Genomic DNA, 23420 nt, shown 5'->3' with positions numbered 1-23420 from the left:
GGGCCGTTTGTTGGGTGGCGATGCAGTCTGCTGCGCATCGGCTATGGGCATTAAGGCACTAACGCTCCTCCCGGTTCTGCGGGGCAGTTTTGCCCGTCATTAGCGGCTTAGGAGGTTTCCCACTTCGCGCAGACAAAGTCGATAAAGGCGCGCAGCTTCGGCGTCAGATGGCGACTCGATGGCCACAGCACTTGGATATTCAGGGTGCGCTGCACTTGGTCGGGCAGGATCGATACAAGTCCACCTGCGCGCAACGCGTCGCGAACGGCGAACTCAGGTACGCAAGCAATGCCCAGGCCTTGTTTTGCCGCGTGGATGAGCATCTCCAGATTGTTGCAGACCATGGTTGCCGGTAATTTCAGCTCGCTGCCTTCAGTGGGGGTTGGCAGGGGCCACTTTTCCAATTTGCCGGTAGATGGCAGTTTGTAGTGCAGGCAGTGATGCTCCTGCAGTTGGGCAACATGCTCCGGGTAGCCATGGCGTGCGAAATAGTCGGGCGCGCCGACCAGATGGAAAGCAAAGCTGTCCAGCGTTCTGGCCATCAACCGCGAGTCGTTTAACTGGCCCGTGCGTATCACTGCGTCGAAGCCTTCCTCGACGACGTCCACCAGACGGTCGGTAAAGTCCAGTTCCAACTGAATTTCTGGATAGCGCTGCATAAACCTGGAAAGTTGCATAAACAGTACGTCGCCGAGCAACGGCAAGCTGATGCGTAGTTTGCCCCGAGGCGTTTGGCTGGAGTTGGAGAGTTCTTGTGTGGCCGCTTCCAGTTCGTTGAGCACTCGGCGGCAGCGTTCAAGGAACAGCGAGCCTTCGCTGGTCAGGTTGATGCTACGGGTATTGCGATGAAACAAGCGTACGCCGAGCTTTTCTTCTAGGCGCGCAATGCTCTTGCCAACGGCAGAAGCGGATACGCCGAGTAACCGTCCAGCGGCAACAAAGCTGCGAGTCTCGGCGACCTGCACGAACACGGTGATGCCATTGAGTTTATCCACCGGTCACTCCCTCGATTGCGGACAAAATATTCCAGATACCTCGGAATTGTAACGTCTGTTTCCCGCAAACGTGCCGCCCTAACATCGCTGACAGCCATTAAAGCCATCACACGTTTGGGGGTTAGCTATGTCCGTCAACGAAGCACTTCGAGATTTACCGTCTGTTCGCTCGTTCGAGCCCGCACAGCTAGCTGCGCGGGTCGACGCCGTGCTCAAGCAGACGTTGGATGACCACCGGCTAGTGGGCGCGGTCGTGCTGGTGGCGCAGGGAGGAGAGTTGATTTATCAGCGGGCCGCTGGCCTGGCTGATCGTGAGGCCAATGTGCCGATGCGCGAGGATGCGTTGTTTCGGCTGTCCTCGGTATCCAAACCCATTACTTCGGTAGCCGCACTGGCCTTGGTTGGCCAAGGCAAGATCGGTCTGGATGACGATATCAGCCGCTGGTTGCCGTACTTTAAACCCACCCTCGGCGATGGCCAGCCTGCGCTGATCACCCTGCGCCAGTTGCTCAGTCACACCGCCGGGTTGGGCTATGGCTTTCTTGAAAGCGAGCAGGGCGGCCCTTATCTCGCCGCTGGCGTTTCCGACGGGCTCGATCACTGCGAGCATAGCTTGGACGAAAACCTGCGCCGTCTGAGTCGCGTGCCGTTGCTGTACCAGCCCGGCAGCGACTGGGGCTATTCGATTGCCACGGATGTCTTGGGTGGGGTCATCGCGGCCGTGACGGGTACTACCCTAGAGGCGGCGATAGATGAGCTGATCGTCAAACCCTTGGGCCTGCGTGAACTGAGCTTCGGCACCCGCGACGCCGAGCGGTTGGTGCCGGCCTACCTGAATGATCAGCCCGAGCCGCGTCGCATGGGCGAGCTGGAAGTCACGCCAGTATTTGCCGGTACCGCCGGCATTCGCCTGGCACCTGCACGGGCTTTGGACAGCCACGCCTATCCCTCTGGCGGTTCGGGGCTGGTGGGGACGGCGGGCGAGTTTCTGCAGTTTCTCGAAGCCCTGCGCCAAGGCGGCGCGCCGTTGTTGCCCAAAGAGCAGGTGGAGGAAATGGGTAAAAACCAGACCGGCAGCCTGGAGCTGGCTAACTGGCCGGGACGTGGTTTTGGTTTGGGCTTCACGGTGCTTAAAGATCCTGCCGCCGCCCAGACTGCCGAAGCGGTCGGCACTTGGCGTTTAGGCGGTGCTTACGGGCATTCCTGGTTTGTCGACCGCGTAGCGCAGTTGAGCGTGGTGGCCTTTACCAATACGGCCTTTGAAGGCATGGCCGGTCAATTCACCGTTGATTTGTGCAATGCCGTTTACGGTGCGTGAGCCACTCGCCCTGCCATCAATACGGCGTGCTAAGCGCGTCGCTAACAACTATCAACTCACTGACCGCCCCAGGCCTTGTTCCTCACAACATTGCCTGTGCTGGCTTTGGCATCGTTAACGATTGTCGTGGTTTTTGACCAGATACAGGCCAGACCAGCGGCATCGGCGGGCATGCATGAGTATTGGGCGTTGGTTAATGAAGTTGGCTTTTGCCGGTACCCGTAACTTCATATGGGCGCTGGCGAGCAAGAACCCAATCTTGATCATTGAGTTCGCCCGTGAGCTGGAGCAGCAGGGCCGCAATATTGTGCAGGCTGCTTGTGCTGTCCACCGGAGCTGGCGCGGAAATGCGCCATGCCATGGGTGGCCGTGTTCTTCGGCATGCAGGGGGACCCTGTTCGGCTTGGTGTTTAGCCCAGTGTTCTACGCGGCTTTGCGGCTGCTCGTCAGTCGCGGTGAGCAGGCGCGTGTGAGCGAATCCTCAGTGGCTGTTGCGGATAAAAATGTCCGCTAAGACAGGAACGGAAGAGGGTTTTTCCAGGGGGGGAACAGCCTCTACAGTGACTGGCAATCGATCAACTCAAGGATGAAGAACATGACGCGTGTCGTACGCTTTGACCACTATGGTGGCCCTGAAGTACTCAGAATCGATGACATTGTTGTCCCCCGTCCGGGGGCCGCAGAGGTGCGGATTGTCGTCAAGGCCATCGGGCTTAATCGCGCCGAGTCGATGTTTCGCCGCGGTCAATATCTGGAGGCGGCGCAGTTCCCCTCACGTCTGGGTTACGAGGCGGCGGGTGTCGTCGAGTCAGTGGGCGATCAGGTAAGCCAGTTCGCCATTGGCGATATCGTCAGCCTGATCCCTCCCAGTTCGATTGCGCAGTGGGGCACTTATGCCGAGCTGGCGGTGGTGCCCGCCGCGATGCTGGTTAAGCATCCGCCCACGTTGTCGTTTGCTGAAGCCTCGGCCGTGTGGATGCAGTACGTCACAGCCTGGGGCGCTTTGGTCCATGTTGCCCGGCTGCAGCCGGGTGAATTCGTGTTGATTACTGCGGCGTCCAGCAGTGTGGGCCTGGCGGCGATTCAGATTGCCAACCAGGTAGGCGCTATCCCGATTGCCGTCAGCCGTACTCGGAGCAAACGCGAACAACTGTTGGCGGCCGGTGCGGCGTATGCAGTGGCCAGCACAGATGAGGATTTCGTCCAGCAGGTCGAACAGATCACCGCTGGTGCAGGGGCGCGGGTGATTTTCGACCCGGTAGGCGGCCCATTTTTAGAGCGCCTGGTGGATGTCGCCACGGTCGGCGGCATCGTCTTGGTTTATGGCGCGCTTAGCCCTGAGCCCGTACTCTTTCCGCTGTTCAAGGTCCTCGGTAAAAGCCTGGCACTGCGTGGTTATCTGCTGCATGAGATCAGCTCACAGCCCGCGTTGCTGGAAGCCGCCAAGGCCTATGTGGTGGCGGGACTCGACGCGGGGACATTGCGTCCGATCATCGCGAAGACCTTCGCCTTCGAGCAAATTGTTGAAGCACATCGCTACCTGGAGGCGGGCGAACAGTTTGGCAAAGTGGTCGTCAGCCTGGAGTCTGGGTCATGAAGCTACTCCACCCCATCTACTTCCTTACGTTGGGCTTGTTCGGGGTTTACACCATCGAGTTTGGTGTGGTCGGCATTCTGCCGGTGATCATCGAACGCTTTGCCATCAGTGCTCCCCAGGCAGGCATGTTGGTTGGACTGTTTGCACTGGTTATCGCGGTGTGCGGACCGGTCATGGTTTTGCTGCTGTCGCGCTTCAAGCGCAAAAAAATGCTGACCTTGGCATTGTTTATTTTTGCCATCACCAGCGTGTTGTCGGCCTATGCGCCGAACTTTGAGTCATTGATGGTGCTGCGGGTGATTCCCGCACTGTTTCATCCGGTGTATTTCTCTTTGGCGTTTGTTGCGGCGGTGTCTCTGTACCCGCCGCACAAGGCAACTCAGGCGGCGGCTAAGGCGTTTGTCGGGACCAGCATGGGGATGGTGTTGGGAGTGCCGTTAACCACACTGATTGCTGCGCAGTTTTCCTACGAAGCGTCGTTTCTATTTTGCGCGTTGGTTAACTGCATTGCAGGGCTTGGGATCATCGCCAAGTTGCCAGACTCGGCAGACAAAGCCCGGGTGTCCTATGGCGAGCAGTTGGCTATTTTGCGCAAATTTCCGCTCTGGCTAAATATCACCGCTTCAACGCTGATCTTTGCCGCGATGTTTTCTGTGTACAGCTATTCAGCCGAATACTTGGCCAAGGAAGCGGGCATGAGTGCGCAACTGATTAGTATTCTGCTGGTGATCTTCGGTATAGGCGGCGTCGCTGGCAACCTGTACGCGGGTAAGCTGATTGGGCAGAACATGGTCAGGACCACGATCCTGCATCCGATCCTGTTGGCTAGCGCCTATGGATTACTGTTCCTGCTGTCTGGCCCGTCATTCATGACGATGGTGGTGCTCGTGGTTATCTGGGGCGCGACGCATACCAGCGGCCTGATTGTCACCCAGATCTGGCTGACATCCGAAGCGCCGGAGGCGCCTGAGTTTGCCACCGGTATCTATATCTCGTTTATCAACTTGGGCGTCACGATCGGTTCCATCACTGGCGGCTGGTTTTTAGCGCACCTGGGTTTGCAGGGGACGCTTTACAGTGGCTTGCTATTCGCCGCGTTTGCCTTGTTGGTGATCGTGGTCAAAGTGCTGTTGTTCAGTGCCAACTCGCCGAAGGGCAGTGCGTCTGCTGTGACTGACTAGACGCTGCAGGGGTTTATTGAAAAAACCGTCAAATCAAAAACGGAGCAAACCGAGCTGTCATTCCTCACTCTTGAACAAATCAATCAAGTGCTTGAAGAGTCTCGGCACTCCAGCAACCACCACGCTTCCCCTGTGGCACTAATCTGCCTAGCAACCGGGGCCCGCAGGGACGAAGCTGAAGCCTGACGCGCTGATCCATCCTTGCTGGCAAGGCGCACTGTCACCGCAGCAAGAACCGCCAATCGCGTTCTGCGCCCATTCCTAAGGAAGTCCAAACCGAAGCCTTGAAAGTTGCCATGCCTGGTACAGGCCGTTTATTTATGTTTTGTCGGGCGGCTTTGCGTGGGGCTTATGAGCGTTGCGGCTTCAACACCCCAGGTCAACTCACCACATCCTGCGGCACACCTTTGCCAGCCATTACATGATGGGGGGAGGGGATATCCTCAGCCTGCAACCTATCCTTGGCCATTCATCCATCACGCATGACCATGCGTTATGCGCATTGGTCGCCTGATCATCCGGAGTCAGCACTGCGGCTATCGCCTTTAGCCCAAAGTGGGCATTTGTAGTTCGTCGGGTACCGCTGAGTTCAAAGGGTGGTGATGTATACTTTTGCCATCAATGATTGCATTGATGGCAACTGGAGGGTTTATGGCAAGCATCACCATTAGAAATTTAGATGACGACCTGAAGGCACAACTGCGTGTTGCTGCAGCGAGCCATGGCCGATCCATGGAAGAAGAAGTGCGGGTCATCCTCCGCAGTGCGTTGACTAAGCAGGAGCCGTCAGGCGGATTAGGTAGCCGTATTCATGCGCGCTTTGCGGCTATGGGTGGTGCTGACTTAGACATTCCCGCTCGTACAGATAAGGCCAGGCCGGCGAGTTTTGACGAGTGATTCTGCTCGATACCAACGTGCTGTCTGAGCTAATGAAAGCTAACCCGGAGCCGGCAGTGATTGCCTGGGTCGATGCTCAGCCGGTTAGTGAATTGTTCACCAGCTCAATCAGTGTGGCTGAAGTGCTGTATGGGATTGCCCGCATGCCTGAGGGTAAACGCAAGCAGAGCTTCTTCAACCTAGCCCAAGTGATGTTCGATCAGGACTTTGCCGGTCGGATAGTCGCTTTCGACGCAGATGCGGCAGTGTATTTCGCCAGTCTCGCAGCAGGCAGTGAAGCAAAAGGTCGGGTAGTTGGTTTGGCCGATGGCCAGATAGCAGCGATTGCTGCTGTATATGATGCTCAAGTGGCAACGCGTAATGTACGCCACTTCGACTCCCTGGGCGTACAGGTCATAAATCCCTGGGACGCTTAAAGAGTGGTAGGCATGCGGTAGTCACTTTGTAGCCACTAGGGGCAATAAAAAAGGGCCTACCTTTCGGTAAGCCCTTGTTTTATATGGTGGCTACGCAGGGACTTGAACCCCGGACCCCAGCATTATGAAAAATCTGCACTTCTAGTGATGGAGTTTGGAGGCCTTTAAAATCGGGGCTTTCATCTGTGCCATATGATGGCTACTATCGGTTGGATAGTGTCTGGATGCCATTAGCGGACACCTTTTTTTGTACAGTAATCTTCGCCAGTTCACTGGATTATTGCTTTTTCTTGAGAAATAAATTCAAGGCTGACTTGGGGCGTAATATGAAAACAAAGACTCTGAGCATTTTTCTTATTTGCGGCGTATTAATATCTGTAGTTGCTTATGCAGGCGCCCTCATTTATTTAACTTGGCCTGTGTCCGAGTTTTCCATTGATAAGAGTGGGGTCTTTGGTGATAGTTTTGGAGTTATGACCTCTCTTTTTTCTGGTTTGGCCTTTGCTGGATTGATAATTACCATATTGATGCAGAAGGACGAATTAGCACTGCAAAGAGAGGAATTGGAACTTACAAGGAATGAAATATCAGGTCAGAAGAAAGAGTTGGCTGCACAGAATGAAACTTTCAGAATTCAAAGGTTTGAGAATACTTTTTTTAATATGCTAACTATTCTCGAGTCATGTAGGGCTGACATTCAATATTCACGACAAAGCATTCCTGGTTTAAGTGTGGTTGATTCATTTTCAGCTTCAGGGAAGGATGCAGTGAAGAGTATATATTATTGCTTGAATGGATTTTTTTACAATAAGTCAGGGATTGGTAGTTCAAGGGTTTTTAAAGAGAGTTGTCTAAGTTTAGATGGGGTAGATAAAGCGTATGTTAGATTTTATGTTACTTTTGGGGTTGAGTTGGGCCAGTATTTTAGAACGCTCTATAATATAATTAAACTTATTGATGCAAACTTTCCGATTGAGCAGGGGCGTGTGTACTCAAATTTGCTAAGAGCTCAGCTTTCTCGATATGAGCTTCTACTGCTTCTTTATAATTGTCTAAGCTCTTATGGGGATAAGCTTGCGCCTTTGGTGATTAAATATTCTCTTCTAAAGCATATAGAGACAAACCAGCTTGTTGAAGAGCATGCGTCTATTTGGCCGGAATGGTTGGGTCGAAAGAAATAAGTTTTGTTTATTTTGGTTTGTTTAAATAACAGGTTCTGTGTGTCGGTGCGGGGCTAGAGTTAGTATTATTATTTTAATTTAGTTCTTGTTTCTTGATATAAGGTCGCTCCTCATTCTGCAGTTTCGTTGTTCCAGGCTGCCCTCTTTAAATGGACAAAAGTCTTTTAAACGTTTCTCTTGTTCAATAATTACAACCGTCATGCCCTGTTTCTTTTCGGGTTGTTGCATTTTTTGGCTGTAAGCTGGTGTGCTGGCAACTACGTTTGCAGCGCCACGCGGTACGTAGTTATGGTCATTGAATTCAGTTTGGCGAGGCTTTTTGTCTGATACGTCGTTAGTGGTGGGGAAGGGTTGGATGTCCCTGGCTATTGTCGGTTCTGGCGCATTTGGGCGGCGGGTTTGGTCTATGACCGCAATAGGTGGCTGCTGGGGTTCGCTCTTTACCGCCTCCGCGAATCGCCTGTCTTGTTCTGCTCTCTGGTAATTAAGCTGCTGCTCTATGGCGTTGGGGTTGTTTTTGCCTGTGCTATGCAAGGCAAGGTAGATCAGTGCGGATGATATGCACGCGCCCATAACGACGGATGTTATCCAGCGGTTTGTCTGGTTAGTTCTTTTTCTAGGCTGAATCAGGGCGTCGTTTCTGTCGACGTGCATATTGGGCCTCCTATCCCCTAGAAAACCATTTTTGAGCGACGACTGCTGTTATCTGCTGCCCACTTTTGGTTCTGCTAATTTTTGATCCGCTTCAGCGTACGCGGGGCTGATTTGCCCTTTGGGGATGTCAATTTCACCTGTCCTAAGCCATAGGCTGTATTGCTGATATGCAAAGGCAATTGCATCCAGTTCGTTGGTTCTTACGTTTGCATCCGCTTTGTACCGGATTGTCTTTAAGCGCTCTTCTTTTATGCCCGTAGCTTGGGACACGGCCTTATGGCCAAGCATATGCACTAAAGCTCTAACCCGGTCTTGAGTTAGTTCCATAAGGTCTAAAAAACCGCCTGTGGAATAATTCCACTATCCTGTATGTGGTGCTATAGTTTCTCTATTGGTGGAATAGTTCCACTAATTTTGAAACACCCTTAATTGACAGTTTATGAGTATTTCAGGGGCAGGGATAGGGAATGAGTACACAGCACGTAGAACAACCGCCGTTTGACGTCAGCTTTGATCTGGACGGTAAGCGTGTCGTGTACCTTGACTGCCGTAATGCCTTGCTGTGCAGTAAAGAGACCTTTGCCGCTATGAACGGTGTCACCGTTGATACGGTCATTTCATGGATGCAAAGCGGCACCGTCCCCAGCGTGAAAATGGGTCGGCCTCGCCTTGTTAATCTCGCCCAGCTTCGTGCTGACCTTGCTAAAGGCAAAACCATCTTTGCTCAAGGGGATTACGGTGATGACTAGGGCTGAGCGTCATTTCTATCGTGCCTACAACTTTGAGTATCTGAACTTTCGCCATGTCGCAAAACGGTGGCCGGATAGTCCGCTTTTCTCTGAGATTTTCTCTGGTATCGAATTGCTTATTGAGGATGCCTTTGAAGCGGGAGTTATCTCTTTTATAGAGCGTTGCCGTCTTTTGGCTGAGCTTGAGGACGTTGCCTCGATAAAGACTCTGGCGCGGGTGCACAGCAATGAAAAGCCTAGATCATTACCTGCGCCAACCCCATTTGCCGGGCTGCACCTGTTCGGTGTGCTGGGTGAAGATCGAAGCGGCAAAGGCTACTCCTGTGCCTCCAATCCCGTGCGATCAATGCCGGCCTTCATCGGCGCTCAAGGTCAATGGCCTTTGGCAGGTAGCTCCCGCCTTCAAATGCTCCAAGCATCTGCCCAGCTCTCGGCCCCCTCGCTACTGGTATTGCATTCAGAACATTGGCAAGCCGGTGCCTTTTGTGCCGATTTACGAACCGTTCGATCTGGTGGGGTGATCTGATGGGGATTCCTGCATCTGTGTTGAATTTTATTTCGAGTTTATAGGTGGTCTGCCATGCAATATATGATTGATTTTATTGAATGGGGTATTCCGTCTTTTTTTATGTTAGTTGCTCCTTATGTTTTGAACTTTATTAAGATTGTTCTTTATTGTCTGGCGATTGCGCTTTTATTCTCGCCAGTTGTCTTGGTGCTAGCAATCATCAGTGATGCCTACGCTAAGAGAAAGTCTGGTGCATCGCCTCCGGTGTCCGTGACTGGCCAACACGTTTGTAAGTGTGAATGTGGTAAGTCGGTGCCAGTCGCGGGCATCGGTGGCGAAACGGGATAACAAGGGCAGGGCCCTTGGTTTTATAACTCAAACTCAACGCATTAACCGGATTTAACCGCTCAAGTCGAAATAGCAATTGCTGAACTTAACAGTTTGGCTCTTTGGGATCGCTCGGCTTGCAGTTATTAAAAACCGCGCAATAAAGCGCAATTAAGTGAGGTAACAAAAATGGCTCGTTCCACTATGGAAGTTGCTTTTATCGGCACTCAGATGACCCAAGTCGATGGCACTAAGTACGCCAAGATTTTTTACGGTGATGAGGCCGACGGTAAAACTGAACATGGTCTGTCCGTTATCGGTATGCCCATCGCTGATGAAGTAGCTGATGAAGTCTTCTTTGCTGGTTCGCAGTTTGAGCCATTGCAGACTGTGCGCATTACTTTCGAAGTTGCCCGTGGTGGTCAGAACAAGGGCAAAAACCTCGCTCTGCACATCGAAGCTGCGAACTCCAAGCCTGTGACCTCCGTGGCCCCGGCTGCCAAGTCCTCGCCTGATCCGGTTAAGCCCTGAGGGTAGCGCCATGCTGATCGTTGATCGTGTGTTCTGTGATAGCTGCCTTTGCCTGATGGGGCAGCTTCATAGCCTCTCTCCAGAAGAGCAGGAACGTATCAGCGATTTCCGCACGGCTCCCGATTATTGCCTTTGCCCTGATTGTTCGCCGGTGTCTGTTGATGCCGTTGAACAGCAGGGCAGGGATTCAACCGAGGGGTAGTCATGGGGATCGAGGCCTATTTAGCAAACGTCACCCTTGGCGACCTTTGGGCGCTGCAATTCATTCAAGGCGTCGTGACGGTCATGGCCCTTGGTTTGATTCACGGGCATCAGAGGTAACGGATATGGCTTTCACTTGGGGGCAATACCTCGTTATGGCTGGGCTGTTGCTCGGTGCTCTGGGTATAGGCGTCGCCTGGGGTGGTTTCCGGCTTGGCTGGAAAGAATTGATAGACGCTTCAACTAGCTGAGGTAATTGCTCATGTACCAATCTGCAAAAGAAGTCGCCATTCGTGGCGCACGTGCTGTTCAGAACGTTGCCAGTGTCGGTAAAGCACTGGGCGGCAAAACCGCTGCTGTGATGACTGTGGGTGCTGCCGGTATGACTGCCGGTGCTGCTAACGCGGCTATCACTGTGCCGCCTGAAGTCACTGAAGTATTCACCGATTTGGCGACTGCCTTCGGTGTGCTGATGGTTGCTGCGGTTGCGTTGTTCGCCACTATCCGTGGCGGTGTGGCCCTGTTCAAGTTGGCAGGCCGTCTGTTCAGCGCTGCTGGCGCGTAACGGCGGGAGGGCTGATAGATGCGCGCGGCTATTGGCCTTCGCTTAATTCTTGTCCTCACCCTTCTGGGGTGGGGGCAGTTTGGGGTTGCTTCGACGTTGGCTTACTGGACGTCAGATGTTAAGCCCGGTAGTAGATACTCTGCTGCCTTAGAAGCTTGTAAGGCTAGCCATGGCTTTGCCGCTTCTTATCTTCAAGGTTCTATCCCTATTGTTAGTTGTCACGGTGCTAATCAGCTTGGTGATGCGGGGCCCTTCATTACTTTCGTAAGGCAAGTTATTGAGACTTGCCCTTACGGTCATACGGACCTTGCGTGTAATAACTCATGTAACGCGCCTAATCAAATGGTTGATGGTCAGTGCGTTATTCCGCCTGAGCCTAAGGATTGCTCTAGTAAATCTCAAATTTATAGCGCCCAAGTTTGTGTGTATGTTCCTGCTATAAAAAATTTTGTGTGTCCCGACTCGGTTAATTTTAATGGTTGTGAGTATGTAAGCTCTCCGAGTGGGAGTAGCAATTGCGATATTTCTACTTCTATTTGTGTAAATAGGTTTAGTCCTACTGGATCTGAGGCGAGCGCAGGCTCTAGTGATTGCTCGCCTGGGAGCTGTTCGCCAGTTCCCCTTCCTTCTGATCCCGGCCCTGCGCCTGATGGTTGTGTGACAAATGGAAATTCTACTTATTGTTATCAGGATAAAGATTCTGGTTGTGGAACTTTTAATGGCAAAGAGGGCTGTTTTGAGACTGAAAGTGGTTGCGGTACTTTTAATGGTGTTTGGGGTTGCTATCCAATAGATAAAGAACAGCGTAACTGTGGTTATGCGGCTGGTGAGCAAGTTTGTTTCGATCCTAAAAACCCTACTGTTCAGATTCCTACTAGTTCTCCTGATCATCCTAAGAATGGCGGTAATGCCGACGGTAATGATAAGAACGACCCTAAAGCCCCCGGGGGTAGTGGCAGCAGCCCACAAGGGGGTGACGAAGGCGCGACTAATGAGGCTATCGACCAGTTAGGCGATGACTTAGGCGCAAAGATCGATAAGACAAACAGTCTTTTGGGTGGCATTACCGACATTCTTGATGGCATTGCGGAGGGCCTTACTGAGCTTACCGAGGGGTTGTTGGGTGATGATTACGATGGTTCTGGTGACGGTGACTCAGGCGAACTGGCTGGTATTGGTGAAGGGGCAGGTAGTGAGCTTGCGCAAATGTTTAGTCAGCAGTTAACCGATGCTGAAGAACAGGAGTTGGCTCAGGATGAGTCTTATTTGGATCAGATTGCTAGTGATGTAGATCACCCTAGTTTTCTTGGCGAAGATTCTCGTTTTGCTCAGCTACTCGAATTTGCGGATGACTTGCTGCCTAGTCATACCGGCTGTGTTGATTACAGTGTTCCTCTGGAGTTAGGCCGCTACAAAAGCACCATCACTTTGCCGGTCTGCCGTATTGCGACTCTTCGCCCACTTCTTGAGTACATCATCTACATCATCACGGCGATTGGGCTTTGGAATATTGCCTACTCGACTCTGCGCATGGAAAACGCAAAAGCGGCTAAGGGTGGCTTCTGATGAAATGGATTCTTGGCTTTCTTGAGAAGTTTTTCCCTAACCTGTTTAAGGGGCTTTCCAAATTTATCGTGGGCTTTTTAGCACCATTGATTGGCCCCTTTATCCTGATGTTGACCTCTTTCCTTCGTAAGGTCGGTCTGTTCTTTCTGATCTTCGCTGCTATCACGTTGGCAGTGGTTGCCTTTGCCACTGTGATTGAAGGGCTTGTGGTGAATCTGGTGAACCTGACAGCACCACGCTGGCTGGATGTAGGCCGTATGCTGCTGCCTTCCAACCTTAGTTACTGCCTAGGCTTGCTGATTGTGGCTCGTCTCAAGTCACTGGTTTTTATGTGGGTGACGCGGCTTTCTGAAAAGTTTCTTCACACCTGAGTAACTGCCATGGCTGTTTATATAGTCACCGGCAAGCTAGGTGCCGGTAAGACTTTGCTAGTCGTTATGCGCATTCTCGACTACCTGAAAAAGCGCCGTCGGGTTGCGGTTAATATCGATGTCAAAATGGACAAACTCTGCAAGTCCAATAACCGCTACTCACGCCTTGTCCGTCTTCCTGACTTGCCCTCTGCTGATGACCTGATTGGTCTCGGTATGGGCTGCGATAAATACGACGAAGAGATGTTCGGTGGCATCTTCCTCGACGAAGCCGGTGTATGGCTTAACTCCCGCGACTGGAACAGCGGTGGCCGTACCGACCTGCTCAAGTTCTTCTTGTTTCTGCGTAAGCGTCGTTGGGATTTGTGGCTATGCGTCCAGAACGTCAACGTTATTGATAAACAGATTCGTGAGTCTATTGCTGAGCACGTCGTTTACATCAACCGTTGGGACCGGGTGAAACTGCCGTTTCCGGTTGGGCCGTTGCTGCGTGTGCTGAGCCTCGGTTTTTTCAAAGGTCGCTTGCCCAAGATGCATCAGGCCATCGTTAAGTACGGGGCCAAATTCAATTCGCCCAAGGTGGATGATTGGTTCTACCGCGGCGAAGAGTTCTACGGCTACTACGACACCACTCAGGAATACGACAAGGGCTATGACAAAGGCTCTTACTCGATGCTGCCACCGGGTTACTGGCGGCGGGTAATTCCGGCTGCCCAGCGCAATGCGGGGTTTTATATGCGTACTACCAAAATCTTCTTTAAACGCTTTGGCGTGATTAACGCCTTCTTCGTTGGTGTGGTGCTGGCACTGTTTATCAGCGCGCCGATCTTTGCCGGGATTGCGTGGGTAAATCAGCCAGCTCCTAACGAGGCCATCGCCGCGCCTGAAACCGAAACCGTCAAAGATTCAACCTTGGCCACTGAATTTGAGGGCGTGCGCATTGCCAGCTACGGCAAGTTGAGCGGCAAAACGCTGTATGTCTTCCAGAAGTCCGACGGCTCGCGCTTGAGTGCTGATGACCTGCTTGTACGCGATATTGAAGTGAAAGATCGCGGTCCCCGTGAAGCCCTGCTTGTGCGGGGTTCTGACTATCACTCGATCTACAGGTGACCCTATGTCTGTTCGCGTCCCTACCGGCCTTCGGGCTGCTTCTTTGCTGCTTAGCCTGCTGGTCGCTTCGGTGCAGGCTACCGAGCGAGTGGAACTCTATGATGCCACCCTGCAAGACTTTGTTGAGTGGGCCGCTGTGCAGCTCAACAAATCGGTTGTAGTCGGTTCCGATATACGCTCGGCGCCGGTGTCAATCTTCGCCAGTTACAACGGCCCTAACGAGCTGGAACAACTCCTAGAGAACGCTGTGCAGTCCTCAGGTTTTCACTTCTCTTCTACGCCCAGTGGTATCAGGATCAGCGCTCAAGCTATCCCGGTATCCCCTGAGCTGATTACTCAGGTGTTTCAGCTCCAGCATTTGCAATCGGATTTCGCTGAGCAGTCTGTGCGCGACGTTCTCAACTCACGTACTCAAGGCCAAGATGCCACGCCTAGCCAGCTGATGGTCACACCGTCACCGACCAGCAACGCCGTTATCGTTACCGGTACTCGTCAGCAGTTGGATGCCATCGCAAAAGTCTTGGCAGAAATAGATCAGCCACGCCGCCAAGTGGAAATTACTGCTGTTATTGCTGAGCTGTCTGATGATGACTTCTCGGCACTTGGGCTAAACGTGGGTGCTCAGACTGATCATTTGGATATTGCCGGGGCTTCATTGCGTAGCAGCGATCGCTCGGATTTGGGCTTTAGCCTGACCTTTACCGGCCCGACCATTTCCGCCTTCCTGCAGGCGATCAAAACCAGCGGCAATAGTCGGCTGTTATCTACGCCACAACTGCTAACCCTTAATCGTGAGTCGGCCTCTATCGTCGTCGGCCAGAACGTCCCGTTTATCACCGGGCAAACCACCAGCGGCTCTACACCTGCCTCCGATCCGTTCCAGACCATCGTGCGCCAGGATGTGGGCGTCAGCCTTGAAGTCACGCCCTTTATTACGCCGGCCAACGCTATCGAGCTGCAGGTGAGTCAGTCCGCCTCCAGCGTATCGGATGACAAAACCGCCGCCGACATCATCACAAACACGCGCCGGGTGTTGACTCGGGTGCAGCTCAAGGATGGGCAGGGTGTGCTGTTGGGCGGCTTGCGTTCCCAGCAAATCGACAAGTCGGTGTCGGCTGTCCCGTTCCTCTCGGATATTCCGTACTTGGGCCGGATTTTTCGTTCTGAGTCAGAGCGTATCCGTACCACGAATCTTGTGGTGCTGCTAACGGCCCGTATTCATCGCCTGAGCGATTCCGTTGTTGTGCCTGACTCGACTAAGCCTTGGGTGGATTTGTCGCTCTGGCGGCCCGGTGAGGCTTTACGCGCAGCGGGAGGCCTCGCCGGGCACGCGCAGAGCGCCCCGTGACGTCCCTGTAACACGTCAGATAAATGGCTTTAGAAAGTGTGGCAAACGTTCAATAAAAGGAAAATAAAGAATGCTTGTTAAAGATTGCATTAGGGTCGATCAGCAGACCGGTCTTGAGTCTGCAAGCGGGTTGCTTTTTTTAGACCTTGGCCATTCTGGGTTTGTAGATTTATCGGGTGTTCGTTTGCTTCGCTGTGGCGTGGATACTGTGCGTCAGCTTTACAAGGGGTTGATTCGTCCTGAGGTCATGGCCCTGTTTGAAAAGCCCGGCACCTTGGTCGATTTCGCTGGTCAGCGCTGGCACTCGGGGCGGGTGGGGCGCGACTCCGGTTATCAATACAAACTGCAAAACGCTGATCTGGGCATCATCCTGCTAATCAAAAACTTCAACGCCAAGCTGGAGACCATCGGCCCCCATCTGAAAATCGAAGTGTCACCTCATACCATCGACAACCTGTCACCTGAGCGCCTGCAAGCCCGCATGGATTACTACGCCAGTGAAGTACTCAGCCATCTGGAAATAAACCAGTGCGCCGTGCATCTGGCTTTGGATTTACAGGGTTGGGCGCCGCCTGCCGATTTGGTCGCCCGCATGCATTGCCGGGCTAGGTCTCATCGCGACATTAGCGGGATTAATGAAATTAGCTGGGCGACTAAGTCCAGCGTGTATGGCCGTGGTGAAACCTCAATGTTTGGTTCTGCCGGTGGGGTCCAGCTGTGTATCTACAACAAAACCGAGCAGGCCAAAGCCACGGACAAGCTCGATTTTTGGGAAAGCGTTTGGCGTCGTCGCGATAGCTTCGATGATGACGACCCACAGAACTATGACCCAGCTCAGCCTGTGTGGCGTATTGAGCTGCGTTATCACCATTCGATTATTCAGCAGTTCGCTAGTGGCTCCGTCGATGTTCGTAGCGGTGCTGCGCTTGATACTCGCTCTTTTGGCTCCTTTGCCGGTCATTTAGATGGGCTTTGGCGTTATGGTTTGCGCCAGTTCAAGCTACTTTTACGCCCTGGCATCTATGAACCTATTTGGACGCTTCTTCGTGATGATGTGCGGGTCGATCTGCCTGTTGATTCGCTTCTAGATGACACGGAATACAAGCGCTATTACAAGACTTCGCGGGGTTTCTCCGGGAAAAACGTGGAGTTGTTTCTTGGTAACTGGGTGAGCCTGTTGGCGCGGGAGAGGGTGGGGGCAAAAAAGGCGTTTAAGTTCCTGCAAAAGTGGCATTGCTGGAACGTGATTCGTGAGCATTACTCAAGCAAGGGTATGTCTGAGCGTGACCTCTATCGACATATCAAGGATCTGCTTGAGGAAAGGCATGTCCGTTGGGGGCGTGCCGTATGATTTCAAAAAGCGCCAATGGTTGGGATGCTGATTTCTGGCTCGATTACTCAAAAGGCATTCGCAAGCGCAAAAGAGGGTTTCGTACCAAGTCTGAGGCTGAACGCTGGGTCAATGATCTTAAGCGCGAATACTCACATCGCGGGCGTGATCCGGGTGAGCGCTTGTCTGATTTGGTGGACGTTTGGTATGAGCTGCACGGCTGCACTCTGAAAGATAAATACCGCCTTTCCAGAACTAAGGCTGTTGTCGATCTTTTGGGCAATCCCATTGCGTCAGAACTCACTGCCTTGGATTTCAGCCGGTTTCGAATGGATCGGCTAAAAACTTGCTCGGCTTCGACGGTCAATCATGAACATCGTTACATTAAGTCTGTCTTCAATGAGCTGATTCGCTTGGGCGTATGGCATGAAGCCAACCCAGTGGCGAACCTGCGTCAGCTTAAGGTCGATGAGGTCGAACTGAGTTTTTTGACTATCCCTGAGTGCCGGCTTGTCATGGATGAGTGCGCGGCATCTTCAAATAGCCATGCGTTGCCAGTGGCGCAGATTTGTTTGGCCACGGGGGCGCGTTGGGATGAGGCTGAAAGCATTACGCGTTCGCAGATAGCTAATGGCATGGTTCGATTTGTCAGGACTAAAAACGGTAAGGGGCGTTCTGTTCCGATACCGCCTGTTATTCAGCAACTGATAACTGAGCGTGGTTATCCGGGTAACGGTCGGCTGTTTAGTTCTTGTCGTTCGGCTTTTCGAAAAGCTTATGAGCGTACGGGGCTGCACACGCCTGGGCAGCTAACTCATATTTTGCGGCATACGTTCGCCAGCCATTACATGATGCAAGGCGGTAGCATTCTGGCTTTGCAGAAAATCCTTGGGCATGGCGATATCAAGATGACAATGCGCTATTCGCATTTGGCGCCTGACCACTTTTCAACAGCTCTTAGCTTGTCGCCGTTTGCTCTGTTGACTGGTCAAGATGCGGACACTTTGCGGACACTAGGGCAATAAAAAAGGGCCTACCTTTCGGTAAGCCCTTGTTTTATATGGTGGCTACGCAGGGACTTGAACCCCGGACCCCAGCATTATGAATGCTATGCTCTAACCAACTGAGCTACGTAGCCAAGTGGTGCGCATTCTACTTGTATCGATGTGGCTGTCAACAATCTTTTTAATTTTTTTCTACTTAATCAATTGCTTAGGGCCGCGTAGGGCATTTAGTGTGGCGCAGGGCGCAAAACTGCGTTTGGCATGGGGTAGATCGCAGGTTCGCAGCGCTTTCGCTCTTGGGAGCAGCTCTGCCTGTGGCTGGCGTAGCTCGTGTTTGGCGAGTGCTTTGGGGCTGAGGCTTGGGGCAGGATGGCGTGCTCTGCCGGGCGAAGGGTTAAGACGGGGTGGCTAATATCGCTTGGTTGCTGCTTGTGTCCAGTAGCGCTGAGCTGCTCCCCAGTTCTGTTTGGTCGACATCGGCCCATTGGTTTTGCACTTCGATAATGGTCGGCATGCAGGTGATAAACAGCTCTACCAGCTGCGGGTCGAAGTGTTTGCCGCTTTCTCGGCGGATCAGCGCTAAGGCTTCATCCACCGACCAGGCGCGCTTATAGGGGCGGGTGCTGGTGAGGGCGTCGTAGACGTCGGCGATGGCGACAATCCGCGCCGCATGGGGGATCTGCTCGCCGCTGAGGCCGTTGGGATAGCCACTGCCGTCCCACTTTTCGTGATGATTCAGCGCAATGCTGGCGGCCAGCTTAAGTAGGCCGGAGGGGTGTTGGCCGATGATGCGAGCCCCGATCACGGGGTGCTGCGACATCACTGCCCATTCCTCATCATTGAGTTTGCCGGGCTTTTGCAAAATGGCGTCGGGAATGCCGATTTTACCGACGTCGTGCATGGGCGCGGCGTGTAGCAGCTCCTCGGCCGCCTCAGGACTGTAGCCGGCGGCTAGGGCGAGGATTTTGCTGAAGTGGCTCATGCGGATTACATGCAAGCCGGTTTCGTTATCTTTGTATTCGGCGGCGGCGCCGAGGCAGCGAATGATTTGCAGACGGGTGTTGCGCACCTCGTCGGCCTGCACCAGTGACAGATGGGTGCGTACGCGGGCGCGGACGATATGCGGGTTGAACGGCTTGCTGATGTAGTCCACGGCGCCGAGTTCAAGGCCTAGCTGCTCGTTAGCGGCTTCGTTCAAGGCGGTGACAAAGATCACCGGAATGCTCGCGGTGGCCGGATCACTCTTGAGGGTTTTGCACACTTCATAGCCCGACAGACCGGGCATCATGATGTCGAGCAGGATTAGATCGGGACGTTCCTTCTGCAGTACCTCCAACGCACCGGCGCCATCTTTGGCGAACAGCAGGCGGTAGTCCTGCTGCAAGGTATGGCGCAAAACCTGCAGGTTAGTTGGTTCGTCATCGACGAGCAGGAGGGTGCGTTGGGTCTTTTTTAAGGTATTCATGCAGGTGGCGTCGCCGGGTTGGAGCACTCTTTAACTAACTCTTGCAACAGTGCGTGAGCCTGCTGGAACTCAAAGCTGTCAATGGCGTTGCGCAGGCTTTGAGATAGGTTGCTTTGTTGCAGTTGTTCGAGGCCGTTACACACGCGCTCCAAGGCCTCGTCATCCAATTCGTTGTGGGTGAGAAACGCCATCAGCGCCTGGATGTCCGGCACTAAATCAGCCAAACAGGCGTTGCTGTCGTATTCACAGATTGGAGTTGACGGGCTGCAGTGCTCGCGCCGGCGGATTTCTTCACGGGCGTGGTCGAGTTGGGCAATCAGTAACGGTACGCGCGGCAGCACTTCGTCGCGTCGCTGCTGATGCAGCAAGCGCTCCAGTTTGCCCGATAGGCTGGCTATGGCCGGCATCGATAAGGTGCCTGCAGCACCGTGAATGCCATGCAGACTAAACAGCAGGTCCTTCCAGTCGGTTTCGCTTTGCGCATGCGGGTTAAGCGGATACTTAGCGTTGACGCTTGTGAGGAATTGGCTGATGGCCGATTCCAGACGCGTCTCGTTGCCCCAGCGTGAAACACCGCCGGCCCAATCAATTGCATGCTGGCTAGGCTCGTACTCAGGCTCGGTCTGGGGCGGGGCTGACGGCTGTTCGTAAGCGAGTTGCAAGACGCGGGCGATCTCACTAAACAGCCGTGGCACATCCAGCGGTTTGACGGCAAAGCCATCCATGCCGGCTTGCTGCGCGGCGCGTTGGTCTTCACGCATGACGCTGGCGGTGAGGGCGATGACCGGGATGGGGCTGAGCCCATTTTCCCGCTCGTGCGCACGGATCAGACGGGTTGCCTGCAAGCCGTCGGTGCCGGGCATGTGCATGTCCATCAGGATCACGTCGAACTTGTGGCTGATAAAGCGTTTGAAGGCTTCTTCACCATCATGGGCCATGCTCACTTGATGGCCATTGCCCTCGAGGGTTAAGGCCAGCAGCTCAAGGTTTTGCGGTACGTCGTCGGCGATCAAGAAACGCAGTGGCGGCAGGCTGATGCGTTGCTGGGTCTGGCTGGCGTCCGCGGGTGCTTCACCCAGGGCCAGAGGCAGCCAGATATGGAAGGTGCTGCCCTGGCCGAGTTGGCTTTGCACTTCGATGCGCCCGTCCATGAGCTCGGTCAGTTGACGGGCAATGGTGGTGCCTAAGCCGGTGCCGCCAAAACGGCGGCTGATGGAGGCGTCTGCTTGGGTAAACGGGGCGAAGATCGACTCGATCTGCGCCGCACTCATGCCGATGCCGGTGTCGCTGACTTGAATATGTACGCGGCCCGTTTCATAGCTGAAGCGCACATCGACGCCGCCATGCTCGGTGAACTTGATCGCGTTACCGACGATATTGGACAGCACTTGCAGGATGCGCAGGGCATCGCCCTTAAAGTAGTGCGGCATGTCGTCGGGATAATGGGTGGTCAGGGACAGCTTGCGTGGTTGTGCCGTCGGCCACAGCGACGACTCCACCTGCATGGCCAGGCCTTTGAGGGAGAAGTCGGTGTGCTCCAGCTCTAGGCGGCCTTTCTCCATTTTGGTGGTGTCCAAAATATCGTTGATCAGGCCGAGCAAGGTGCGCGAAGACTGGCGGATATTGTTCAGGTATTTGCGCTGCTCAGAGCTGGCTTCACCCTGCAGGAGCAGTTCGGTAAAGCCGATGATGCTGTTCATCGGCGTGCGAATCTCGTGGCTCATGTTGGCCAAGAAAGTGCTCTTGGCTGCGGCCGCTTGCTCAGCGCGGTCGGCGGTTTCGCGCAACGAGGCTTCGAGGGCGTGGCGCTCGCTGATGTCGGTAACGAAGCCCACAAACAGCAACTCGCCGGGCAAGTCCATGCGGCCCACCGCGAGGCGCATCGGCATCAGGCTGCCGTCTTTGCGCAGGCCCATTACTTCTCGGCCGATGCCGATAATTTTCGGCGTGCCGGAGCTGTGGTAGTTGTGCAGATAACCGTCGTGACGCGTTTGGTCAGGCTCGGGCATCAGCATCTTAATGTTGCGCCCCACCAGCTCTTCGGCGCTCCAGCCAAACAGGCGTTCAGCCGATTTGTTGACGCCCTGAATCAGGCCTTTGCTGTCGATGGTGATAATGCCGTCGACCGCCGTATCCAGCGTGGCGCGCAGGCGCGATTTACTGCCCTCGATTTTGCGTCGCAGTTCGCGGGAGTGAATCAGGCTATTCAGCGCGGCGACCATCAAGGTGATAGTGAAGGCAAAGGACGACAGCGCGAGTGATGCATAGGTGGTGTTGAGCACCAGCATGTCATCGTCGGCTTCGCCCAAGGTGCCGTTAAAGCGTACCGCGGCCATGCCCATGTAGTGCATGCCGGCAATGGCCAGGCCCATGACCAAACCGCTGGTGATAAAGCGCACGGTGGGGTTACGCAAGCGCTGGCGCAGGCCATAACGGATCGACAGGGAAATAATCGCCAAGACCACGGCGAGCAACACGGATAAGACAAAGATGCTGGGCTCGTAGTGCATCTCCAGCGAGGTTTGCATGGCCGCCATGCCGGTGTAGTGCATGGTGCCGATGCCCAGCCCGACTAAGGTGCCGCTGGAGATCAGTTGCAACTTACTGACCTGAGGTTTAGCCAAGATCCGCAGAGCCAGCCATGAGGTGATGCAGGCCGGCAGAATCGATAGCAGCGTCAGTTGCGTGTCGTAGTGCACATGGGCCGGAATTTTATAGGCGAGCATGCCGATGAAATGCATGCTCCATACCCCACCCCCCAGGGCTACTGCCCCGGCAATAATGGCCAAATGACGATAACTGATGCTTTCGGTGCGCCGGGCGATTTGCGCCGTGAGCAGGGCCATGGTGGTGGAAAATGTCGACACGAGCAGTGACAGCAAGACCAAGCCGAACTCGTGTTCGCCCTGGATATAAGTGCTGGTAGAGGAGGTGTCGATGAAGAAGCGGCTGAGTAGCTCCATCGAATATGCGTGCCCTAAATATAGTTGTTGAATGAGAGAGGCAAGCGCATCGGCAGTGCCTACAGCGTATTGGCAGGATCAATTAGAGATTATTTAGCCAAATACTACTGCTGCCTTGCTCACCATTTTAGTTTTATTGTCCTACTAGCTCAATTCCGCGCAGGCTGAATTTATTAGCCCTAACTCAGTGCTACGCCTACTGCTCTGGGCCTTTTAGCAGGTCGTCGGCAATTTCTGAAGCCCACGTCCCATGCGCAGCCTTGTCAATCAACCTCGCGAGCAGTACCCCTTGTGAACCCTGATGCCTAAGGCTTCATTGTAGTTAGTACTAAAGTAAGTCTAGCTGCTTTGAGACTGTACGCTTTGGTTTAGGCCGCCGTCGACGCTCAAATGAGCTCCGTGGTGAAGCGCAGGCGCAGGGTTTTTTTGCCTTTCAGTCCCCGTTCGTGGTCACGGCAACTATTGTTTAAAGAGCAAGGCCGGAGCCCATCACAGGCGGCGCGCGGCTGCTTGGCCTATTAAGTCGACTCCATTCGCGGTTGGCATATTGCCCGCCAGTTAGCAGAAGTTGCAGGGCTTTTGCTGTCCAGGCTGACTGCTGCAAAGCTATCTGCTAGCGCGTTTAAAAAGATCAATTGGCGCTCTGCCAGCCGTAACGCGCTGGGCGGAGAGTTTAGGTGTTTGTTGAGAGTTATTCTCGATATTTATAGGGTTATAAGCATTTTTAATCTTCAAGTCTAGGGCTTCTTATAAGCCTAGGATGTCAAAAAGCAACTATTAAGCAGTCCCGCTAGGGCATGGCACTTTTTCCTTGAAACTCCTGATGTGCGTTCTAGAGCGCTGCATAAAGTTTTTTAATGATTCCGTTTCATTGCGTCAAATAGTCGTTAACGGTTTATTGGCGGATAAAATATCCGCCATTTCGTTGATATTCCTGACTGGTGGCTCAATAATTTCTCAGGTCGGAAAAATCTGATTGCCAGCCGCCGATAAGCCTAGTGGCTGTACATCACTTCTGGACGACCTGGCACATCGTATTGGCTCGCCCTGAGCAGGGTAACTGAATCGCCCCTGGTTTCGTAGACACCTCCAGGCCTCATAATACGACCCATTAGGAGGTGCCATGAGCAACCCGCGTTATCT

The 23420-nt window shown here is 53.6% G+C and carries 22 protein-coding genes, 1 tRNA gene and 2 pseudogenes; 20 read left to right on the top strand and 5 right to left on the bottom strand.

Going from position 1 to position 23420, the window contains the following annotated elements:
• Positions 1 to 107: 107 nt before the first annotated feature.
• The gene (locus NTD81_RS11320) at positions 108 to 995 is read right to left on the bottom strand and encodes a LysR family transcriptional regulator (protein WP_262182453.1); all 888 of its coding nucleotides are present in this window, start codon (positions 993 to 995) and stop codon (positions 108 to 110) included.
• 127 nt (positions 996 to 1122) lie between these two features.
• On the opposite strand from NTD81_RS11320, the gene NTD81_RS11315 reads away from it, so the two are divergent.
• The 8 genes and pseudogenes from NTD81_RS11315 (at position 1123) to NTD81_RS11280 (ending at position 7585) form a co-directional block, all read left to right on the top strand.
• A complete protein-coding gene (locus tag NTD81_RS11315; RefSeq protein ID WP_262182452.1) occupies positions 1123 to 2313 on the top strand; it encodes a serine hydrolase domain-containing protein in 1191 nt (396 codons plus the stop codon).
• 229 nt (positions 2314 to 2542) lie between these two features.
• Positions 2543 to 2827: pseudogene (locus NTD81_RS11310) on the top strand (efflux RND transporter permease subunit); the annotation flags it as partial.
• An 81-nt stretch (positions 2828 to 2908) separates the two neighbouring features.
• Complete coding sequence (locus NTD81_RS11305; protein ID WP_262182449.1) at positions 2909 to 3910, top strand: zinc-dependent alcohol dehydrogenase family protein; 1002 nt, start codon at positions 2909 to 2911, stop codon at positions 3908 to 3910.
• Positions 3907 to 5091, top strand: coding sequence for an MFS transporter (locus NTD81_RS11300; protein ID WP_262182447.1), 1185 nt, complete (start codon positions 3907 to 3909; stop codon positions 5089 to 5091). Before NTD81_RS11305 ends, NTD81_RS11300 begins: the two co-directional genes overlap by 4 nt.
• A gap of 36 nt (positions 5092 to 5127) precedes the next feature.
• Positions 5128 to 5660 (top strand): annotated as a pseudogene (locus NTD81_RS11295) (tyrosine-type recombinase/integrase); the annotation flags it as partial.
• 82 nt (positions 5661 to 5742) lie between these two features.
• Positions 5743 to 5988, top strand: a complete 246-nt coding sequence (locus NTD81_RS11290) for a FitA-like ribbon-helix-helix domain-containing protein (protein WP_262182445.1) — start codon at positions 5743 to 5745, stop codon at positions 5986 to 5988.
• The gene (locus tag NTD81_RS11285; RefSeq protein ID WP_262182444.1) at positions 5985 to 6404 is read left to right on the top strand and encodes a type II toxin-antitoxin system VapC family toxin; all 420 of its coding nucleotides are present in this window, start codon (positions 5985 to 5987) and stop codon (positions 6402 to 6404) included. Before NTD81_RS11290 ends, NTD81_RS11285 begins: the two co-directional genes overlap by 4 nt.
• Positions 6405 to 6730: 326 nt before the next feature.
• Positions 6731 to 7585, top strand: coding sequence for a putative phage abortive infection protein (locus NTD81_RS11280; protein ID WP_262182442.1), 855 nt, complete (start codon positions 6731 to 6733; stop codon positions 7583 to 7585).
• A 78-nt stretch (positions 7586 to 7663) separates the two neighbouring features.
• Here NTD81_RS11280 and NTD81_RS11275 read toward each other — a convergent pair whose 3' ends face one another.
• Positions 7664 to 8239: a hypothetical protein gene (locus NTD81_RS11275; RefSeq protein WP_262182440.1), complete on the bottom strand. Its 576-nt coding sequence runs from the start codon at positions 8237 to 8239 to the stop codon at positions 7664 to 7666.
• Between the two features lie 467 nt (positions 8240 to 8706).
• Between NTD81_RS11275 and NTD81_RS11270 the strand changes: the two genes are divergently transcribed.
• From NTD81_RS11270 to NTD81_RS11215, 12 genes are all read left to right on the top strand, one after another.
• On the top strand, positions 8707 to 8988 hold the full coding sequence (locus tag NTD81_RS11270) for a DNA-binding protein (protein ID WP_262182439.1): 282 nt from the start codon (positions 8707 to 8709) through the stop codon (positions 8986 to 8988).
• Positions 8989 to 9215: 227 nt separating this feature from the next.
• A complete protein-coding gene (locus tag NTD81_RS11265) occupies positions 9216 to 9509 on the top strand; it encodes a DUF5447 family protein (protein WP_262182438.1) in 294 nt (97 codons plus the stop codon).
• A gap of 59 nt (positions 9510 to 9568) precedes the next feature.
• On the top strand, positions 9569 to 9844 hold the full coding sequence (locus tag NTD81_RS11260) for a hypothetical protein (RefSeq protein WP_262182437.1): 276 nt from the start codon (positions 9569 to 9571) through the stop codon (positions 9842 to 9844).
• A gap of 168 nt (positions 9845 to 10012) precedes the next feature.
• Positions 10013 to 10354 carry a hypothetical protein gene (locus tag NTD81_RS11255; RefSeq protein WP_262182435.1) on the top strand — a complete coding sequence of 114 codons (342 nt, stop codon included), beginning with the start codon at positions 10013 to 10015 and terminating at the stop codon, positions 10352 to 10354.
• A gap of 10 nt (positions 10355 to 10364) precedes the next feature.
• The gene (locus NTD81_RS11250; protein WP_262182433.1) at positions 10365 to 10556 is read left to right on the top strand and encodes a hypothetical protein; all 192 of its coding nucleotides are present in this window, start codon (positions 10365 to 10367) and stop codon (positions 10554 to 10556) included.
• Between the two features lie 261 nt (positions 10557 to 10817).
• On the top strand, positions 10818 to 11120 hold the full coding sequence (locus NTD81_RS11245; RefSeq protein WP_262182432.1) for a hypothetical protein: 303 nt from the start codon (positions 10818 to 10820) through the stop codon (positions 11118 to 11120).
• A 657-nt stretch (positions 11121 to 11777) separates the two neighbouring features.
• Positions 11778 to 12686 carry a hypothetical protein gene (locus NTD81_RS11240; protein ID WP_262182431.1) on the top strand — a complete coding sequence of 303 codons (909 nt, stop codon included), beginning with the start codon at positions 11778 to 11780 and terminating at the stop codon, positions 12684 to 12686.
• Complete coding sequence (locus NTD81_RS11235; protein ID WP_262182429.1) at positions 12686 to 13057, top strand: hypothetical protein; 372 nt, start codon at positions 12686 to 12688, stop codon at positions 13055 to 13057. Before NTD81_RS11240 ends, NTD81_RS11235 begins: the two co-directional genes overlap by 1 nt.
• Before the next feature lie 9 nt (positions 13058 to 13066).
• The gene (locus tag NTD81_RS11230) at positions 13067 to 14167 is read left to right on the top strand and encodes a zonular occludens toxin domain-containing protein (protein ID WP_262182428.1); all 1101 of its coding nucleotides are present in this window, start codon (positions 13067 to 13069) and stop codon (positions 14165 to 14167) included.
• A 4-nt stretch (positions 14168 to 14171) separates the two neighbouring features.
• Positions 14172 to 15515 carry a secretin N-terminal domain-containing protein gene (locus tag NTD81_RS11225; RefSeq protein WP_262182427.1) on the top strand — a complete coding sequence of 448 codons (1344 nt, stop codon included), beginning with the start codon at positions 14172 to 14174 and terminating at the stop codon, positions 15513 to 15515.
• 70 nt (positions 15516 to 15585) lie between these two features.
• The gene (locus tag NTD81_RS11220; protein ID WP_262182426.1) at positions 15586 to 16866 is read left to right on the top strand and encodes a hypothetical protein; all 1281 of its coding nucleotides are present in this window, start codon (positions 15586 to 15588) and stop codon (positions 16864 to 16866) included.
• The gene (locus tag NTD81_RS11215; protein WP_262182425.1) at positions 16863 to 17870 is read left to right on the top strand and encodes a tyrosine-type recombinase/integrase; all 1008 of its coding nucleotides are present in this window, start codon (positions 16863 to 16865) and stop codon (positions 17868 to 17870) included. The genes NTD81_RS11220 and NTD81_RS11215 overlap by 4 nt, the downstream gene beginning before the upstream one ends.
• Before the next feature lie 36 nt (positions 17871 to 17906).
• Here NTD81_RS11215 and NTD81_RS11210 read toward each other — a convergent pair.
• The 3 genes from NTD81_RS11210 to NTD81_RS11200 form a co-directional block, all read right to left on the bottom strand.
• Positions 17907 to 17983, bottom strand: a tRNA-Met gene (locus tag NTD81_RS11210).
• A 260-nt stretch (positions 17984 to 18243) separates the two neighbouring features.
• Positions 18244 to 19314: a two-component system response regulator gene (locus NTD81_RS11205; RefSeq protein ID WP_262182424.1), complete on the bottom strand. Its 1071-nt coding sequence runs from the start codon at positions 19312 to 19314 to the stop codon at positions 18244 to 18246.
• Complete coding sequence (locus NTD81_RS11200) at positions 19311 to 22277, bottom strand: MHYT domain-containing protein (RefSeq protein ID WP_262182423.1); 2967 nt, start codon at positions 22275 to 22277, stop codon at positions 19311 to 19313. Before NTD81_RS11200 ends, NTD81_RS11205 begins: the two co-directional genes overlap by 4 nt.
• Between the last annotated feature and the right edge of the window lie 1143 nt (positions 22278 to 23420).

The organism is Pseudomonas sp. 5P_3.1_Bac2 (assembly GCF_025465995.1).
In the GTDB taxonomy this organism is placed as follows: Bacteria; Pseudomonadota; Gammaproteobacteria; order Pseudomonadales; family Pseudomonadaceae; genus Aquipseudomonas.
The sequence above is the reverse complement of the archived record's forward strand: the minus strand, read 5'-3'. Positions and strand labels throughout refer to the sequence as shown.